This window comes from Vampirovibrionales bacterium (assembly GCA_016712355.1).
Lineage (GTDB): Bacteria > Cyanobacteriota > Vampirovibrionia > Vampirovibrionales > Vampirovibrionaceae > JADJRF01.
Genome location: JADJRF010000005.1, coordinates 2,173,132 through 2,190,649 on the forward strand (window position 1 = coordinate 2,173,132; position 17,518 = coordinate 2,190,649).

Here is a 17,518-nt window from a genome sequence, read left to right on the forward strand (position 1 = left end):
CCCCATAATAAAACCGTCTGCGTTTTGATTGCGTTGAGAGGAGATACGGATTTTATGGACGCTTTTAAATTATTGAAAACCGATCACGACCAAACCAAAGAAAAATTCAAAGTCCTGCTGGAGCAGGATCCTATTGATCGCAAAGCCGTCAAAGATCTGTGCAAGGGCTGGAAATTGCATATGGAAGCGGAAGAAAAATTCGTTTATCCGCCTCTGAAAAAAATTAAATCGACTGAAGATAAAAGTGAAGAGGGCGAACTCGAACACGATGAAGCCCAAACCTATATGGACGCCTTAACGGACGACGACGATATGGAAGAGATGGCGTATAAAGTAAAACTGGAAATGCTCCATCTGGCCGTTGAGCACCATATCGAGGAAGAAGAGCAGGATTTATTCCCGCTGGCGCGCAAGGCGCTTTCTAAAGAGCAGATTGAAGAAATGACGAAAAAAGTCGAACCCCTGCTCGAAAAAAGCCTGAAACTGTCCGCCGTTAAAAAATAAGACGCTCCGACTTTTTAGCGATTAATTGAAAAAGCCGACGCCTTAAAACGTCGGCTTTTGCGTATTGAATTATTTATCCGGGCTTCAGACGAAACGCTAGCGAGCGCTCTGGAAACGATTAAACGGACTGGCAAAGGCCGTATCGAAAAGCCCATTGGTTTCGTATTGTTTATAGGTTTCTTTATCGCCTTTTTCGCTACGAACAAATTTACCGGTATTGGGATCGCGCTGGGCCGTGTCGATTGCGCCGCCGCCCTGAGCCCCGCCGCCCTCGTCGCCGTTACGGGCCTTGCCGTCGCCATCGACAAGCTGACCCCAGAGGCCATGAGGCGCAACGCCGTCTGCGCCCGCATTTGTGGCTTTAATATCGTGGTCAAGATATTCGCCATTGCTGGACAGCGTGACGTCATATTCTGACGTCGAGAGATTCAGCTTGCCGTCCTTGAGCGAGGCGCGCGCGCCGCCGCCGAGATCGTAATCGCCGTCGCTGACCTGCTTGCCGTTAATGGTGAGTTTCTTATTCACGTCAAAGGCGACTTGAGAGTCTCCGGCCGTGAGTCCGGCTCTGGAAATAATGGTTTTTAATTCGCGGCCGTCCTTGCCGTCAAAGTTTTTCCAGACGCCAAATTCCGCGTTAAATTGCAGGCCCTTGTCGCTGAGAATATTATAGGTTTTACCGACTTCGCCCATCACGTCGAATTTACCGCCGTCCGGGTCCACAAAGTGAGGGTCGCCCCAAATCCGGCCAGAACCGTTTAAGTCGTCGAGAGCGCCCGCGTTGAGAGATGACGGAACCTGCTGCCCTGTCAGCGGATCGGTATAAGCCGTGTTGGGCAAGCCGCTTGCGCCGCCGGAAGAGAACATACTCATCATGCGGGTCATCATCTGCATAATCATGCCGACCAGCGGGGCCAGTCCGCCGGAATTCTGGTACATCGGCTGCGGACAGCAGGGCGCATACGGCTGGTAACTCGAAATCGGCGTCGACATGGCCAGCGGCTGCTGAAAAACCGGTTGACTCATCATCGGCTGTTGTTGGTATGGCGACTGAATAATCACCTGTTGCGGCGATTGCATCCAGATTTGCGGCGCGGGGGCTGGCTGCGTCATGCAAGGCTGCTGCTGAATCGGCGGCGCCATCATGCAAGGCGGCGGCGCGGGCGGAAGCATCACGGGAGGCGACGGCGCAGCGTAGGTATTTTGCTGATTGACGATATTCTGGCTGACGCTAAAATAACTGCCGGGCGCAGCCCCTCCCGTATAAATCCCATACGGCGGCTGGCCGAATAATCCGTTTGCGCCATTTTGAAAAGGCTGCGAAACCATTGCGCGTATCCTCCCAATCCGTTGCGCCACGCCGGTAGCGGCAAAAGGCTTTTTAATTCTCCACACAAACCCTGACTTCAGACGAGTTCAGACATTACACACAGAAATAAAAACAATCATGTGTAATTAATTGCCTTTTAGCGGGCAAGGGTTACGTTTTGTTACGTCTTTCGCGTGGCTGGCGCCTGTTTTACGCGCCGTAACACGCGCAAATCCGACAGATTGGGCGAATTCTGTTAAAATCAGAAAAAGTTTAGCCTTTGAGAGTTGGCGCGCTTATGAAACAGGGTCTTTCTCCTGCCGCAAACCGGCGGACGATTATTCAAACGGTGGTCACGATGGCGTTGGCCATCCTGGCGGCCTGGGGTTTATGGGCGATGTTTGGCGGGCATCCCAACGCGGGCCCGGATACGCCGCCGCCCGGCGGTGACGCGCCCGACGGTCCGCCCTCAGCTGAACGCCCTCTTAATAAGGCGGTTATTTACTTTAATAAGAGCCAGGGGGCCTCTGTTGCGCTGGAAGGCGTCGTACGCGCCATTCCACCCGCTGAAAAAGCGCAACCGCTGACGTTCGCCCTCTCCCAACTGCTCAAAGGGCCTGAAACGCAAGAAACAGCGGACGGTTATTTCAGCGAGATCCCGAAAGGAACGCGCCTGTTATCGGTTCGGCAGAGTCAGGGACGCTACCGGGTGAATCTGTCACAACAATTTACCGCAGGCGGCGGTTCAAGCAGCATGCAGCAGCGCATGAAGCAGCTTCAGCAAACGATTCTGGGCGTGGAGAAGCGCGTTCCTGTGTTTGTGGATATTGAAGGCAAGCAGCTTGACGTACTCGGCGGCGAAGGCGTCGTCGTGCAAGAACCCCTTAATGCGGCGGGCGTTCAGCCCTAAAAAGACGGCTTTCAGGCTTGAGAAGGCTTTTGAACCGCCTGAAAAGCCTTTTGCAGCCTCTGCACCTCTTGCCGGGAAAGTGCGCGAACGTCGCCCGTCGCAAGCGCGCCCAATTTAACGGGACCGACGGCCACCCGCTTCAGCGCGGCGACGTTATAGCCCAAGGCCTGCGCCATACGCCGAATCTGGCGGTTGTAGCCAGTCACCAGCGTTAAAGCGAGCGTGTCAGGACCCAGACGTTCCGCCCGCTCAGCCCGCGCCAGCCGGCCTTCAGGGGCCAGCGGGACGCCCTGGCGAAACAAGACGGCCAAGTCGGAGGGAACCGCGCGATCGAAGGTCACGCGATACTGTTTTTCGACGTGAAAGCGCGGATGCGTCAGCCGGTAAATGAAATCGCCGTCGTTGCTTAAAATCAGCAGGCCGCTGCTTTGGCGATCGAGTCGGCCGGCAGGATCGCAGTCCTGGCACTCGGGCGGCAGGCAATCGTAGATAGTCCGGCGGTCTCGTTCGTCACGTCGCGTCGTTACTACGCCCAGCGGCTTATGGAAAGCCCAGTACGTCCGCGCGACGGCCGAAGCGGCGTCCGTCGCCAGCAACGCGCCATCTACAAAAACGCGATCCACGGCCGGATGGATTTTATCGCCCAGAGCGGCCGGAAGTCCGTCATTGACGCGAACGCGCCCGGCGGAGATCCACGCATCGGCCTCGCGACGAGAGCAGACGCCGGTATCGGCCAGCCATTTGTTGAGACGAATCGCAGGGGCTTGAGAACCGGGTATCTTCCGATCAGCGGGCATTAGCGCACAGGCTGCTGACGGCCGCGAATCAGGCGAAGAGAGGGCTTTTCGCCGCACGAGGACGTCGCGCGACGGCGCAAAACCGGCAGGCGGCGACGGGTCGCGGTCGGCGCCAGAGCCGGGAATTCTTCCTGAGCCGCAAACAGCGACAATTGACGGCTGTCGGCATGGGCGACATCACAGCCGAAAGTCCGCGCAAGCGCCACGGCGGCCTCATAATCCTGTTGCCCGAAAATGGGCCATCCGCCGCGAACCTCGTCGCCGACGCGGATCTCAACACGATCGCCGAAAAACAGAAAGCGCCGGGGCTGGGACGCCGCTTGCGCAAAACGCAGCAGAACCCGTTCCATGGCCATCTCCGCGTTAATATCGAGGCGCTTCATGGCAATTAACAGGCGGGCGAAGGTTTCTTCAAGACATACTTGTGTCTGCGGCAGGTGGTCGGCCTCGAATGCGCGAATGGCCTCCACCAGCGTTTGAGAAACGCAGGCAAGCGCTTGCTGGGCCGTTTCCGGCGGCGGATCGGGCAGGCTGCGCCACAGGGCGCGTTGCAGGGCTTCAAGATTCATGAGAAGGGATCCTGTCTCGCGGAAGGTTATGCTATTCTAGCGGAATCGCGCCGTTGGCCGAGTTTCAATTTGTTACGCCCCTGCCCGAGTGGCGGAATGGTAGACGCAAGCGACTTAAAATCGCTCGGTTCAAAAGACTGTGCCGGTTCAAGTCCGGCCTCGGGCAAATTTCACTGGATAGAGACTGGCGCAAGCGGTGAGCGGCGCCTGACACGGCATCAGGGCAAGGCAATTCACCCGCGTTCAGCGATCGCGCGCGCGGGCAAAATAGACATAATTTGTTACAATTATCGACAGTTGTAACATTTTATAAAACACGCCCTTAAAAGCGGCGACAAAACCCCTGAATATCTGTACAATCGAGACTAACTCTAACTCTCTATCCTTTGTGCCTTATGCAACACATCTGTGTCGCATGGGCTTTTTTTTTGAGGGGGTTTTTGATCGCAGCGCGCGATTGCGATTAGCGCGCGGGTGAACGGGGCATAATACGCATGCCCCGTTCACCCGCGTTCCGGCGCGGGAATGACAGGGCGCGCGCTGGGGAAGCTGTCGACGTCAAAAATCTGACATAAAAGGCGTCGTCAGCGACAAGCAACTTGCGAAAGAGTCGTGATGGTCCTGCTACAAACAGTTATCTGGCTCTGCGGATGGGGCGTCTGTTTTCTGGCCTGCCCCGTGTTGACGTATCTGGCCCTGAGCGGCGCATATCACGCGTTTGCGGGCGATGCGCTTATGCATCCGTTCTGGACCCCGGCGGCGCTGTTGTCCGTGAGCGTCTTTGTGGGCGGAGCGGTCAGCCGCGAGATGGCGGATCGCTTCGGCATCGGGCGAGACGGGATGACCTTCCTGCCTCTCACGCTGGCCTCGCAACTGGGTTTCGCCTGGCTGGCCTATGTAAACGCGCTCCAGGCAGGCGGCGCGTTTGAACCGCTCAGCGTAGCCCTGGCCTTGCCTCTGGTTGGAATGGCGGGGGTGTTACTGGCCCCAACCGTTTCGTTATTCAGTAAATAACCCTGCTGCGAATCGGGGACGATCGACGCAGCAGGGTTAAAAAGAAGCGGAATCCCCGGTCAGGCGGCGGATTCTTCAGCGGTTTTTTCAGCTTCGGCCTGTTTTTTGGCTTGCGCTTTTTTGGACAGGCGCTCTTTCTGAGCTTTTTCGAGGACGACCAGCGCGCCATCTTCGGGGGCTTTGTCGATCAGGCGTTGGGTGGTCTGGGTGGGGATGGCCCCTTTAGAAATCCATTCGAGCGCGAGCGCCTTATTGAGCTTCAGCTCTTTGCTCAGGGGATTGTAATAGCCCAGCTCGGCCAGCGCAGCGCCTTCGCGACGGTTGCGGATATCCGTCACCACGATGCGGTAGAAGGGGCGTTTTTTGCGGCCAAGGCGCGTCAGGCGGATTTTCACCATTTGAATGCAGTCTCCACGATTGGTTGAAGCTCTACTATGTAACACAAAAGCCCGGATCGCAACAAGCTCTCTGAGTCGGCCCGGTCAACTGCCCGAGCGTTCGAGGGCCTGATCGCGCATCTGATGATGCTCGAGGATCTCACGCATGAATTGCTCGAATAAATACTGGCCGTCGTGCGGACCGGGACTCGCTTCCGGGTGAAATTGCACGCTGGCGACGGGCTTCTGCTTGTGGCGAATGCCCGCGATGGTTTGATCGTTAAGATTGACGTGCGTGACCGCCAGCGTCTCGTGCGGGAATTCGTCATAGAGGATCGCGTAGCCATGGTTCTGGCTGGTGATGTTGATCCGACCGCTTTCGAGGTCTTTGACCGGGTGATTGCCGCCATGGTGACCGAAGCGCATCTTGCCGACACGCGCGCCGCAGGCCAGGGCCAGAATCTGATGCCCCAGGCAGATGCCAAACGTCGGCGTACCGGAAGCGATCAAGTCGCGCGCCAACTGAATCCCGTCGGTGAGAATCGCCGGGTCGCCGGGACCGTTGGAGAGCAGCACGCCTTGCGGACGCAGCGCCAGAATCTCTGAGAGCGTCGCATTGGCCGGAACCACGGTGATTTCCGCGACCAATTCCTGGAGATACGTCAGGATGCTCTTTTTAATGCCGTAATCGACCACGGCCAGACGCGCCAGCAAGGGCGTTACGGGGGTCTGACGCAAGACGTAAGGCTTGGGAGCCGTCACGCGCATGACAAGATCCTGTTCGCCCAGCGGCGGATGAGAGCGTATCTGCTCAAGAAACGCCTCATGAGAAATGGTCCCGGTCGTCACGCCTGCGCGCATCGCCCCTGCTGTACGAATTTTCCGGGTCACGGAGCGGGTATCAACGCCCTGAATGCCGCTCACGCCGTTTTTAAGCAGAAAATCCTGTAGCGAGCTGTTGGCGCGCCACGAACTGGTGGTGGGGCTCAGGCGACGCACAACCAGACCGGAAATCTGGATGCGGCCGGACTCAAAATCTTCGGCGTTGACGCCATAATTGCCGATTTCCGGGTAGGTCATCAGCACAATTTGCCCCTGGTAGCTCGGGTCGGTGAGAATCTCCTGATAACCCGTGGTGCAGGTGTTGAAGACAATCTCGCCGAAGGTCGTTCCGGGCGCGCCAATAGCCGCGCCCTCAAAGACGCTGCCGTCTTCAAGCGTCAGGCGGGCGGGAATGAAAGAAGGGGCAGGCATGGCAAGCGCTTTCGCAGAGCGGGACCGGTTATGTCGATAGGTAAAACTTAACACAGGGGCGACCGCTTCGCGAGCGCGTTTGCGATAGGATTGATACAACCTGTTGCAATGTCCCTCCTATGTGAGGTCCATCGGCTCTCCCAACCCGATGCCTCCCCAACCGCAAGCCAGCCTTTCTGATGAAACGAACCGACATTCGACGCATTCTTATTATCGGCGCAGGCCCGATTGTTATCGGCCAGGCGTGCGAGTTTGACTACTCCGGGTCTCAGGCGTGCCGCGCGCTGATGGCGGAAGGATACGAAGTCATTCTGGTCAACTCGAATCCGGCCACGATTATGACGGATCCTCACCTCGCCACTCGTACTTACGTTGAGCCGCTGACGCCGGATGTCGTCGCCGCTATTATCGAGCGCGAACGCCCGGATGCGATTTTACCCACAATGGGCGGCCAAACGGCGCTGAATATTGCCCATGCGCTTCACCAGCAAGGCGTATTACAGCGCTACAACGTCGAATTAATCGGCGCAAACTTCGATGCGATTCATGCCGCTGAAGATCGCGAGGCTTTTAAACGAATTGTTGAGCAAATCGGGCTGGAGTCACTTCGCTCAGAAACGGTCCACTCGGTAGAAGAGGCCGATAGCGCCGCCGAATCTCTCGGATTTCCTCTGATTATTCGGCCTGCCTTTACGTTAGGCGGCTCAGGCGGTTCTGTCGTCTATACGCCGGAAAACCTCAAGCGCGCCGTCGAAGACGCCCTGTCGCTTTCTCCCATTGGTCAGACCCTGATTGAAGAAAGCGCGCTAGGCTGGAAAGAATACGAATACGAAGTCATGCGCGACGCCTGCGATAACGTTGTTATCGTCTGTAGTGTTGAAAACGTCGACCCGATGGGCGTCCACACCGGCGACAGCATCACCGTTGCGCCCGCTCAGACGCTCACCGACAAAGAGTACCACCTGTTGCGGAACGCTTCGCTGGCGATTATCCGCAAAGTGGGCGTCGCCGCTGGCGGCTGTAATATTCAATTCGCCGTTCACCCCAAGTCCGGGCGCTTTGTGGTGATTGAAATGAATCCGCGCGTTTCGCGCAGCTCCGCGCTGGTCAGCAAGGCGACCGGCGTGCCCATCGCCAAGATTTCCGCAAAACTGGCCGTCGGCATGACGCTGGATGAAATCCAGAACGACATTACCCGCAACACGCCCGCCTGTTTCGAGCCGACGATTGATTACGTCGTCACGAAAATCCCGCGCTTCTCGTTTGAGAAATTTCCCGGCGCCGCCACCGCGCTATCGCCTCAGATGAAATCGGTCGGCGAAGTGATGGCCATTGGCCTGACGTTTCAGGAATCTTTCCAGAAAGCGCTTCGCGGACTGGAGATTGGCCTGAGCGGCTTTTATTTTCCGCGCGCCGAGCTGTCGCACGCCGACCTGCTCGAACGTTTGAAAGAGCCGACGGCTAATCGCATGCGCTGGGTGTATCAAGCCCTCTACGATGAGGTTCCCGTGCAGACCCTCTACGATTTGACGGCGCTGGATCCGTGGTTTATCGAGAATTTCAGCGAAATTGTCGATACAGTGAAGGCAATTCAGGCTCAGGCGCGCGGCGAAAATGGTCGTCCCGCAGGCTCTTCTTTACCGGCGATTTCTGCCGAGTTGATGCAAACCGCTAAGCGTCAGGGGTTTGGAGACGAGCAAATCGCTCGCATCTGGAACGACGCGTGCGAGGGCGATGTCAGTCGCCGAGACGTTGCGCGCGCGCGGTCAGACCAGGGCGTGATGCCCGTTTATAAAGCCGTTGATACGTGTGCAGGCGAATTTGAAGCCTATACGCCCTACTTTTACGGCACGTATCAAGGCGATGAGAATGAGGCGACGCTGGCCTATCCAAAAGCCGAACGCCCTCGGGTGATGATTCTCGGCGGCGGCCCCAACCGGATCGGACAGGGCATCGAGTTTGACTATTGCTGCGTTCATGCCGCTTTCGCGTTGAACAAGCTTGGCTATAACGCCATTATGGTGAACTCTAACCCGGAGACCGTTTCGACCGACTACGATATCAGCGATCGATTGTATTTCGAGCCACTGACGCCGGAAGACGTTCTGAACGTCATCCGCCAGGAAAAGCCTGACGGCGTGATTGCGCAACTGGGCGGACAAACCCCGCTTAAACTGGCGCAAGCCCTGCGCGATGAGCCCGGCGTACGGCTGCTGGGGACATCCGCCGACAGCATCGATCTGGCAGAAGACCGCGATCGCTTTAGTCAGGCCCTGGCGCGATTGGGCCTGCGCGCGCCGGAATCCGATATCGCCCGCACCGCGCAGGAAGCCCTGGACGCCTCTCGTCGCATTGGATTCCCGTTGATTGCGCGCCCCAGCTACGTGCTGGGCGGCCAATCGATGCGGATTTTCTATAGCGAGCAGAGTCTGGCGGCGTATCTTGAGCATGTCGTGCAAGTCGAGCCCGATCATCCGGTGCTGATTGAGCGGTTTCTGGAGGCGGCCAAGGAATTGGACGTCGACGCCGTCAGCGACGGGCAGGACGTTTACATCGGGGCCATTCTCGAGCATGTGGAGCATGCGGGCGTTCATAGCGGCGACAGCGTATGCGCTTTTCCGACCCAAACGCTATCGGCGCGGCTTAGCGAGCAGGTAAAGGAAGCGACCCGCCTTCTGGCGCAGGAGTTACAGGTCAAGGGCCTCCTCAATATCCAGTTTGCGGTGAAGGACGACGATTTATACGTGCTGGAAGTGAATCCGCGCGCCAGTCGCACGGCGCCGTTCGTTTGCAAGTCCACCGGCGCGCCCCTGATTCGTATGGCCGTTCGCGTGATGCTGGGCGAGTCGCTCGCGGACGTCATCGCCGATGAGCGTCCGCCGCAGAATGACGCGCTGACGCATGTGACCGTCAAAGCCCCGGTTTTTCCCTTCATCAAGTTTCGCGGATCCGATCCCGTGCTGGGGCCGGAGATGCGCAGCACGGGTGAAGTCATGGGCGTTGACGACAACTTCCCGGCCGCCTACGCCAAGGCAATGATGGGCGCCGGGGCGACGATTCCGCTGGAAGGCTCCATTTTTGTCAGCGTCAAGGATTCCGACAAAGAGGACGCGCTGTCAGTCGCGCGCCAATTCGCCGAGATGGGCTTTCGTTTTGTCGCCACCAGCGGCACGGCGGCCTTTTTGCGCGCCAACGGCCTCGTGGTGGATGAGGTTCAGAAGAAGCACGAAGGCCCGCGCAACCCCGAAGCGCTTATCCACCAGGGCCTTGTGCATCTGGTGATTAACACGCCCATTGGCGAAGAAGCCCTTTACGACGATTCCTATATCCGAAAAGCCGCCGTCGAGCGCCATGTGCCTATGGCCACCACCATGGCCGGCGCGATGGCCTTCGCCCAGGCCGTGCGCTCGCTGCGCGATCATCCTCTTTCGGTCCGAAACTTGCAGGAATTGTTGACGCAGTCCCAGCAAGCCGCACTCTCATGACGCCGTCTGAAACCGAGACGGTCGATGCGTTCTTTTCTCGCATCAGCGGGGATTATGACGCGGCGATTTTACGGGCCATTGCGCCTTATCGCGACATTCTCCAGACGCTGCTCGATACGCTGCCCTTTGCCGCCGACGCGCCGCTACAGATTGTCGATCTGGGCTGCGGGACAGGCAACCTGTCACGCCTGCTCGCGCAGACGTTTCCGCGCGCCAGCTTTACGCTGGTGGATCTCTCGCCCGAGATGCTGGAGGCGACCGCCCGCAAGCTTCAACAGGACAACCCGCAGGCGCGCTTGACGCTGATTCATGAGGACTTCACCCGGCTGTCGTTGCCGGAAGCGTCTCAAGATTTAATTGTCAGTAGCTTTGCGCTGCATCATATTCCAAAGCCCGAACAGAAGAAGGCGCTCTATGCTGCGATTGCCCGCTGGCTTCGTCCGGGCGGCCTGTTTCGGTGCGCAGACGGCTGCTTGGGCGTTCCGCACGCCATTTATGAACTTCATACGCGACATTGGACCTCAGCCGCACTCGCGCAAGGCGCTTCCCAAACGGAAGTCGACCTGTGGCTGGCGCATGAACAGAATTTTGATCACTTTGAACCGCTCGTCTCTCATCTGGACTGGCTGGAGGCGGCAGGCTTACGTGACGTGGATTGCTACTGGCGCAAGTACTTGTGGGCCGTCTTCGGCGCCGGTCGCGCGGCAAGCGCCCCTTGATTCGGCGGGTTGTAGTTGCTAAATTGATGCAACGTCGCGCCCGGCGCTGACGACATCCGCGTGTTTAGCTCAGCCTGGTAGAGCACTCCCCTTTTAAGGGAGCTGTCCTGGGTTCGAATCCCAGAACACGCACAGGCGGGAGTCCCTTGGGCTCCCGCCTTTTTAACGCGCCGGCAATGGCATCATCAGGGGCAGGGGAGTGAAGCGGGCGCCTGCGCATAGGTAATATCGAGCGTCAAAAACAGCTCGTCGCCGCGTTGCAGCGTCTCGACCAGATGAAGGCGCGGAGCGGTCTCGCGCGAAAAACTGACGCCGGATAAAAACGAAGGCGCCGCTGCTCCGCCTCCCAGCACAAGCGGGCACAGCGTCAGATACAGCCGCGACAACGCGCGCGCCGCGATAAACAACCCCACTATTTCGCCGCCGCCTTCCACGAGGGGAGCCTGACAGCCCCGCGCCGTCAACGCCTGAGTGATGGCAGCCGTTTGCGAGACGGCATCGCCGCTGGCCTGTTCCCACGCCACCCAGTCGGGGTACAGCGCGCGATCGGCGGCAGCAATGGCCTGAGCGCTCATGATTAAAGCAGGCGGCGCGTCGTCTGGCGCGCCCGTGAAAAAAGGCGAATCTGGGGGGATTTGTCGCGCAATCGCATCGCCACGGGTCAGAATCAGATGCAGAGGCCGATGATCCGCACGCTGCGCCTGATGCCGTTTGGGATAACTGCGAAAGGTCTTACCGCCAAAGACAAGCGCGTCGGCGCTATCTCGCAAAGCCTTAAGATGCGCGATATCCAAAGCGGAACCGAGTGAGATGGCGCGGGCCTCACCGGGCGGATTGATTTTTCCGTCCATAGAAGCGGCCAGACAAGCGCGGTAATGCATCAGAGGGTTTTTCGCTTAAGGCGTTTCAGGCGCAGGCAGGGACAAATTGAGGTTGACGCGCCCGACCGCCGCCGACTCGCCCTCGGAATCCACGACGCCCGCAAAGCCGGTCACCGGAGAATCGCCGCGATCAGGCATATTACGCATGTCCGCAAATATCAGCGCAATGCCGCTTTTGGGCAGGTTATCGGTTAATTCGCGATATAACGGCGCATCCGCCATGGACTTCTCTTTGCTGGCAGAGACGCCTGCGGCTTCAGCGAGTTGCGCGGCAGGAGCAATGGCGATCATGGAATCCTGAAGCGTGGCCAGACCAACCGCGCCCGACTGATTGGGCAGGGTAAACAGATCGGCCGTGACGTCGCCGAGTTGCTCCGTTTGCCGATGTAAAGGCGCAATACCGCTGGAGGCAAGCTTGAGGAGCTTCTGGACCGTCTGGGCCTTCTCAGGCGTTTTAGACAGAAGCGCCATTGCCGAAGGAGGCTGGCCCGCCTGTTCGCCCAGGAACGATCCGCCTACCGCAGCTTCTCCGCCCAGCAGGCCAATCAGGTCTTTGCGCAAGTCGATCTCAGCCATACTTAAGACGAACTGCGCTCCCATGAGATTCTGTTTTTGCTGAAGGCTCAGCCCATGATCGATAATAATATTGGACAGGGCGTCCAGACGCCCCACAGACGCCATGACCTGGGTTTGCGCGGGGAAAAACCGCGCGGCGCGGAAAGGATTTTTTGGGGCGGCCAGAAACTGACGCATCTGCTTTTGAAGCGATTCGCTCTGGACTTGCGCCAGTTTCAGCGGGGCGAAGAAATCCAGCGTCAGACGGGTTTGCAGGGCGTCTTTTTCGATCTCGCTATCCATTTGGGTGCGAAATGCGCCGAAAATCGCCGGCATTGCCAGATTAAACTGCCGTACGCGCGGATCGCGATCCGGGGCAAAAACGGCGCTATGCGTGATCAAGGTGCCTTGACGCGGCGCAGGCAGCTTGGCAAGGCCCGCCTTTAGAGCAGCATTGTCGAACACGTTACGCTTTCGATCGAGGGCTTGGGCAATAGAGGCTTCCATCGCCTGCGGCGCGCCGGTCATCATCAGGGCGTGATTGACGACGCTCAGCGTCATGGGCGCTTCTGACGCGGAAGCGCCGGGTTTTTCCACCCAGTAGTCGATATTACGAAAACGATGGCGCGTGTAGCGATGAACGCCAATCCTGGCCATGAGCGCTTCGCCGGTCGTCTTATCCGACTTCAGGGGCAGGACGATCAGATAGCGCACAGACTTGGCGTCTCGACTGTCCACGTTCCCGGCGGCGGGCCACGCCCCGATACTGAACTGGGGCTTGAAGGTCTCGACGAAATCCTGCGTCAGACGTTCGCCCAAAAAAGACGGCGGAGGCGACGGCGCCGACTGATGTTGCTGCAACAAGGCCCGAGCCTTGGCCTGTTCGCGCTCGACCAGCGTGAGGATGCCTTGCGCTTCGCGCTGAGAGGTTTCGATTTCAGCAAAAAAGGCGGTGTTTTCGGGGTAATAGACGAACAATCCCGGTCCTGTATGGCGCGGCCAGAGCCAGAATCCCACGGCGGCAATCGCCAGAACCGCCAGGGCAACAAGCGGGATCGCCCATTTTTTACCGGCGGGACGGTGCGCGGAAGAGGCGGCAGGCTGCGTCAAGGGCGAGAACTCCTCAATCGGAAACGATATCGCCCCATTTTAGCGTCGTTACGCGCGTCTGACAAACGCCCTTAAACGCGGCGCATGTAAAAGTACTCGCGCACCTGATCGCCGGTCATCGCGGGGAGCTTCTGCAGCAGCAGCGCTAGCAGCTCGTCCTCGCTCATCTCGCGAACAATATCCAGCGCAAGGGTTTTAACGTCCAACACTTCAAACAGGTTGGTATTATCAGCCAGAGCGTATAGTTCCTGTTCGGTCACGCGACGAATCCTCCTGAGCGTGAGAGCTTTCTCTTATTATAGGCCGCGCGAGGCTGCGCGTCAGCGTCGCGTGAGAGCGGATTTCCAGATAAGGATTAGCGTCGGGATTGAAAGTATCCTGCTGCGATCGCGCTGGATGAATTGACACTCCGCGCAGGGGGGATTGTCCTCTATAATGATGATCATCATGACCCTACGCTTGGTATTTTTAGGAACTCCCGCCTTTTCCACGCCCTGCCTGCAAGCGCTGCTTGATGCGCCGGATATGACAGTCGCAGGGGTGGTGACGCAGCCGGATCGCCCCGCAGGCCGCGGCCAGCAACTGATGCCGTCTCCGGTAAAAATAATGGCGCAAGCCGCTGGGCTGCCTGTCTTACAGCCAAAATCGCTTCGCAAAGACGCCGACGTGTTGAACTGGATACGTTCGCAGTCGCCGGACTTCTTTGTGACCATCGCCTTTGGTCAGATTTTGTCGCAAGAAACGCTGGAAATTCCGCGTTTGGGCGTCGTTAATGTTCATGCCTCGCTCTTGCCGGCATATCGCGGGGCCAATCCCATTCAGCGCGCCGTAATGGCTGGCGACCCGGTTACGGGATTAACGACCATGCTCACCGATGCAGGCGTCGATACCGGAGCGATGCTGCGACGCGCCGAAACGGTCATCGGCCCGGAAGAAACCGCTCAAGAGGTCCATGACCGACTTTCTTCAATGGCGGGCCCCTTGTTGCTTGACACCCTGCGCGGCGTCGCCGACGGCAGCATTTCTCCCGTCCCCCAAAACCATGAACAGGCCACGCATGCGCCCAAGTGCGACAAGGCGGATGCCGCGATCGACTGGTCGCTTTCCGCTCAGACGCTGCATAACCGGATTCGCGGCCTTCAGCCATGGCCGGGCGCTGTAACGACGTTCAACGGCCAGTCGGTCAAGATTTTGAAAACCCGCCTGCCGCAAGCGGAAGAGTTTGTCCCCAATTGGCTGGGCATGGCCCCTGGCGCGATAGTAGGCGTTAGCGGCCGAACGGTCTGGATCGCCACAGGCGAAGGTCCTCTGGGGATCGCCTTGATTCAGCCCGCAGGGAAGAAGGCCACCCCGGCCGACGACTGGGCGCGCGGCGCCCTGACAAAGCCAGCGGCGGGATTCAGTTAAAAATATCCGTAATTTTACCCTCTGTTGTTTTTAAGAGACGAGCCGACCTTAGCCCATGGGTATTGTTGCAGGGATCCCATGACCGGGGCACTCAGCATGATGAAACGAACTACGGCACACGCATCTGGATTTACGCTGGTTGAGCTGGCGGTGGTTATCGCGCTGGTCGCTATTTTAGCGGCGGCGGGCGCTTCCCGTCTGGTGACCGCGCCAGAAATCGCCGAACGCGCCGTGATTCTGGATTTTCTACAGAATCTTAAAAGCGCTTCTGCGATGTATACGGCCCGCCATCACGAAATTCCTCAGGATTTTCAGGCGTTTGTGTCGCCCACCATCCCTATCCCCAATGACAAAACCATTAGCACGCAGACGCTGGGCTTTCATGCGCAGAGCCATCCGTGCGACGTACAGCCGCAACGTATTGTGTGCAGCGGCACCTTCCAGAAGTACGCTGTGATTCAATACGAATGGAATAGCGGCAACTTCATCGTCACCGGCCTGTAGCGTCGTCTAATAAGCGTGTTCGGGCTGCGGAGCCGGCGCAACGTTGGCGGCGATATCCCGACGGGCATGCTTGCCGGCGAAATTCACGGCGTCAGCCAGTTGGTAGGCGCGATCACGCGCTTCCTGGAGATTGGAGCCCAGACCCACGGCATTCAAGGCGCGGCCTCCACTGGTGACGATCGTTCGATTGGGCAGACGCTTGGTTCCGGCGTGAAACAGCAGGGTTTCCGGCGGCAACGCAGCCGGGATGTCAATCGTCGCGCCCAGCGTGACTTCGCCCGGATAGCCTTCGCTGGCCAGCACCACAGAAACGGCTGAGCAACCGGAAAAATCGAAGCCCGTATCCGCGTAGGGACTGAGATCGCCGGTGGCGGAGCAGAGCAGCATATCGGCCAGGTCGCTTTCCAGCAGAGGCAGAATCACCTGGGTTTCGGGATCGCCGAAGCGGGCGTTAAATTCCACGACGCACGGATCGCCATTGTGCTGAATCATCAGCCCGGCATAGAGAACGCCGCGATAGCGCACGCCTTCTTCTTCGCGCAGAATCGTAATCATGGGATCCAATACTTCGCGCTGAATCCGTTGCATCAGGGCGTCATCCACAAACGGAACCGGGGCGTAGGAGCCCATTCCACCCGTATTGGGACCCGCATCGCCATCATAGGCTTTTTTGAAGTCTTGCGCGGCAACCATCGGAATCGCGCACAGACCGTCGCAAATTGCCAGAACAGACACTTCGCGTCCGCGCAGGAAATCTTCAATTACGACCGACATGCCTTTATGGAAGGCTTTGTGGATAGCAGCCCGCGCCTCGTCTTCGTTCTGGGCGATGGTAACGCCCTTGCCAGCCGCCAGACCGTTCTCTTTAATGACGTAAGGCGCATGGAAATCCGCTAATGCGGCCACCGCATCCGCTTCCTGATTACAGAAACGATAGCGCGCGGTCGGCACGTTGGCCTGAACCATCAGGCTCTTGGCATAGGCTTTATCAGCCTCAAGCCGGGCTGCCGCCTGCGACGGGCCAAAAATGGTCAGCCCGGCGCGCTGGAAGTGATCCACAATGCCTCTGGCCAAGGGACCTTCGGGGCCGACGATCGTTAAATCGATTTTTTCGCGCGCCGCAAAGATGGCCAGACCTGTCAAATCGGAAACGGCGATATCCAACGTCTGCCCCAATGCCGCCATCCCGGGATTGCCGGGGGCCATATAGAGTTCATGGGCGACAGGGCTTTGCGCCAAATGCCAAGCCAAGGCGTGTTCGCGGCCCCCGCCGCCGACTATCAGGATTTTCATTGAGGCGTCATCTCCGTAGAAAACAGATGCTTTAGAAAAAACAGACTAAATTCGTATTAAAGAAGAATCGGAAAGAAGAGAAAATATTCGGCTGTCAGGAGCCGATTGTACGAAAGCCGGGGGCCCAACACAAGCGACCTAGCCGCCAATCGCCTCGAGTTGAGACAGGAGCGACTCCAGACGCGCTTGCAGCTCTGCTTCATCGCCATTGTTGTGAATCACGGCGTCCCAATCGGTCATGGCGTCGAGATCGCATTCGGTGCGATCGGTTTCGGCCACCAAACGACCCCGGCTGGCGCGCGTTTGGCGCTCGGCCTCGACGCGCAGGATAAAAGCGCCACGCTCGCGTAACAACGCATATTCGCGCTGCAAGCGCAGATCAGGGATGATTTTAGGGCCCTTAAACGCAAGCGCTTGCTCCAGCCAGTAATCCGGGCGTTGAGAACGACCCCAGTCGCCTAGTATGATCAAGGCGGGGCGGTGCTCGGCCTTATTCGCTTCCAGTTCTTCCAGCGTCAGGCCGTGACGCTCGGCGTAAACCTCTTTGATGGCCTGGGCAATGGGGCGCTTGCAATATCCGGGAAGACGCGCCAACAACCAGTCGGCGACGTGATCTTTTCCGGCGTACTGCTTGCCGGAAAGCGCAATAAGAGCGGGGGGCATGGCCTGATTGTAAATCAGCGGACGACGCAAAAAAATGATCATGTTTGTAAACCCGTTTCTCAGCATCCGGTTTTGAGAGGCGGTGCGGCGAAGGGGTGTCGTACGTCAGGAAGAGGCAACAAAACGTGGATTATTCGCCGTTGTAGCATTCCTGAAAATGTTGTACAACC

At 58.2% G+C, this 17,518-nt stretch carries 17 protein-coding genes and 2 tRNA genes; 9 read left to right on the top strand and 10 right to left on the bottom strand.

Translation table 11 applies throughout. From position 1 onward, the window contains the following. Positions 1 to 54 precede the first annotated feature (54 nt). Entirely contained in the window at positions 55 to 504 is a 450-nt protein-coding gene (locus IPK79_11420; GenBank protein MBK8191046.1) for a hemerythrin domain-containing protein, read from the top strand. A 96-nt stretch (positions 505 to 600) separates the two neighbouring features. Here IPK79_11420 and IPK79_11425 read toward each other — a convergent pair whose 3' ends face one another. Beyond that, positions 601 to 1,830, bottom strand: a complete 1,230-nt coding sequence (locus tag IPK79_11425; GenBank protein MBK8191047.1) for a hypothetical protein — start codon at positions 1,828 to 1,830, stop codon at positions 601 to 603. Between the two features lie 278 nt (positions 1,831 to 2,108). Here IPK79_11425 and IPK79_11430 point away from each other — a divergent pair, with 278 nt between their 5' ends. Beyond that, on the top strand, positions 2,109 to 2,720 hold the full coding sequence (locus IPK79_11430; GenBank protein MBK8191048.1) for a GerMN domain-containing protein: 612 nt from the start codon (positions 2,109 to 2,111) through the stop codon (positions 2,718 to 2,720). Between the two features lie 11 nt (positions 2,721 to 2,731). Here IPK79_11430 and IPK79_11435 read toward each other — a convergent pair whose 3' ends face one another. Next, positions 2,732 to 3,517 (bottom strand): rRNA pseudouridine synthase, encoded by a 786-nt coding sequence (locus IPK79_11435; GenBank protein MBK8191049.1) that lies wholly within the window; start codon positions 3,515 to 3,517, stop codon positions 2,732 to 2,734. After that, on the bottom strand, positions 3,517 to 4,086 hold the full coding sequence (locus IPK79_11440) for a hypothetical protein (protein MBK8191050.1): 570 nt from the start codon (positions 4,084 to 4,086) through the stop codon (positions 3,517 to 3,519). Before IPK79_11440 ends, IPK79_11435 begins: the two co-directional genes overlap by 1 nt. Positions 4,087 to 4,168: 82 nt before the next feature. On the opposite strand from IPK79_11440, the gene IPK79_11445 reads away from it, so the two are divergent. Beyond that, a tRNA-Leu gene (locus IPK79_11445) sits at positions 4,169 to 4,252 on the top strand. 449 nt (positions 4,253 to 4,701) lie between these two features. Next, a complete protein-coding gene (locus tag IPK79_11450) occupies positions 4,702 to 5,100 on the top strand; it encodes a hypothetical protein (protein ID MBK8191051.1) in 399 nt (132 codons plus the stop codon). 59 nt (positions 5,101 to 5,159) lie between these two features. Here the strand turns inward: IPK79_11450 and rpsP are convergent, their stop codons facing one another. Beyond that, a complete protein-coding gene (gene rpsP, locus IPK79_11455) occupies positions 5,160 to 5,498 on the bottom strand; it encodes a 30S ribosomal protein S16 (protein ID MBK8191052.1) in 339 nt (112 codons plus the stop codon). A gap of 84 nt (positions 5,499 to 5,582) precedes the next feature. Continuing rightward, entirely contained in the window at positions 5,583 to 6,713 is a 1,131-nt protein-coding gene (gene carA, locus IPK79_11460) for a glutamine-hydrolyzing carbamoyl-phosphate synthase small subunit (GenBank protein ID MBK8191053.1), read from the bottom strand. 194 nt (positions 6,714 to 6,907) lie between these two features. Between carA and carB the strand changes: the two genes are divergently transcribed. The 3 genes from carB (at position 6,908) to IPK79_11475 (ending at position 11,067) form a co-directional block, all read left to right on the top strand. Then, the gene (carB, locus tag IPK79_11465) at positions 6,908 to 10,216 is read left to right on the top strand and encodes a carbamoyl-phosphate synthase large subunit (GenBank protein ID MBK8191054.1); all 3,309 of its coding nucleotides are present in this window, start codon (positions 6,908 to 6,910) and stop codon (positions 10,214 to 10,216) included. Continuing rightward, positions 10,213 to 10,935, top strand: a complete 723-nt coding sequence (locus tag IPK79_11470; protein MBK8191055.1) for a class I SAM-dependent methyltransferase — start codon at positions 10,213 to 10,215, stop codon at positions 10,933 to 10,935. The genes carB and IPK79_11470 overlap by 4 nt, the downstream gene beginning before the upstream one ends. A gap of 58 nt (positions 10,936 to 10,993) precedes the next feature. Then, positions 10,994 to 11,067, top strand: a tRNA-Lys gene (locus IPK79_11475). Positions 11,068 to 11,120: 53 nt separating this feature from the next. Here IPK79_11475 and IPK79_11480 read toward each other — a convergent pair. From IPK79_11480 to IPK79_11490, 3 genes are all read right to left on the bottom strand, one after another. Continuing rightward, positions 11,121 to 11,816: a dihydrofolate reductase family protein gene (locus tag IPK79_11480; GenBank protein MBK8191056.1), complete on the bottom strand. Its 696-nt coding sequence runs from the start codon at positions 11,814 to 11,816 to the stop codon at positions 11,121 to 11,123. Positions 11,817 to 11,831: 15 nt separating this feature from the next. Then, positions 11,832 to 13,481: a hypothetical protein gene (locus IPK79_11485; GenBank protein MBK8191057.1), complete on the bottom strand. Its 1,650-nt coding sequence runs from the start codon at positions 13,479 to 13,481 to the stop codon at positions 11,832 to 11,834. A 71-nt stretch (positions 13,482 to 13,552) separates the two neighbouring features. Further along, a complete protein-coding gene (locus tag IPK79_11490; protein ID MBK8191058.1) occupies positions 13,553 to 13,741 on the bottom strand; it encodes a hypothetical protein in 189 nt (62 codons plus the stop codon). 187 nt (positions 13,742 to 13,928) lie between these two features. Here IPK79_11490 and IPK79_11495 point away from each other — a divergent pair, with 187 nt between their 5' ends. Beyond that, a complete protein-coding gene (locus IPK79_11495) occupies positions 13,929 to 14,888 on the top strand; it encodes a methionyl-tRNA formyltransferase (protein ID MBK8191059.1) in 960 nt (319 codons plus the stop codon). 96 nt (positions 14,889 to 14,984) lie between these two features. Beyond that, on the top strand, positions 14,985 to 15,392 hold the full coding sequence (locus tag IPK79_11500; protein ID MBK8191060.1) for a prepilin-type N-terminal cleavage/methylation domain-containing protein: 408 nt from the start codon (positions 14,985 to 14,987) through the stop codon (positions 15,390 to 15,392). A gap of 6 nt (positions 15,393 to 15,398) precedes the next feature. Here IPK79_11500 and purD read toward each other — a convergent pair whose 3' ends face one another. Together purD and IPK79_11510 are read right to left on the bottom strand one after the other, a co-directional pair. After that, positions 15,399 to 16,685 (bottom strand): phosphoribosylamine--glycine ligase, encoded by a 1,287-nt coding sequence (gene purD / locus IPK79_11505; protein ID MBK8191061.1) that lies wholly within the window; start codon positions 16,683 to 16,685, stop codon positions 15,399 to 15,401. Positions 16,686 to 16,823: 138 nt separating this feature from the next. Beyond that, a complete protein-coding gene (locus tag IPK79_11510) occupies positions 16,824 to 17,390 on the bottom strand; it encodes a hypothetical protein (GenBank protein MBK8191062.1) in 567 nt (188 codons plus the stop codon). Positions 17,391 to 17,518 lie beyond the last annotated feature (128 nt).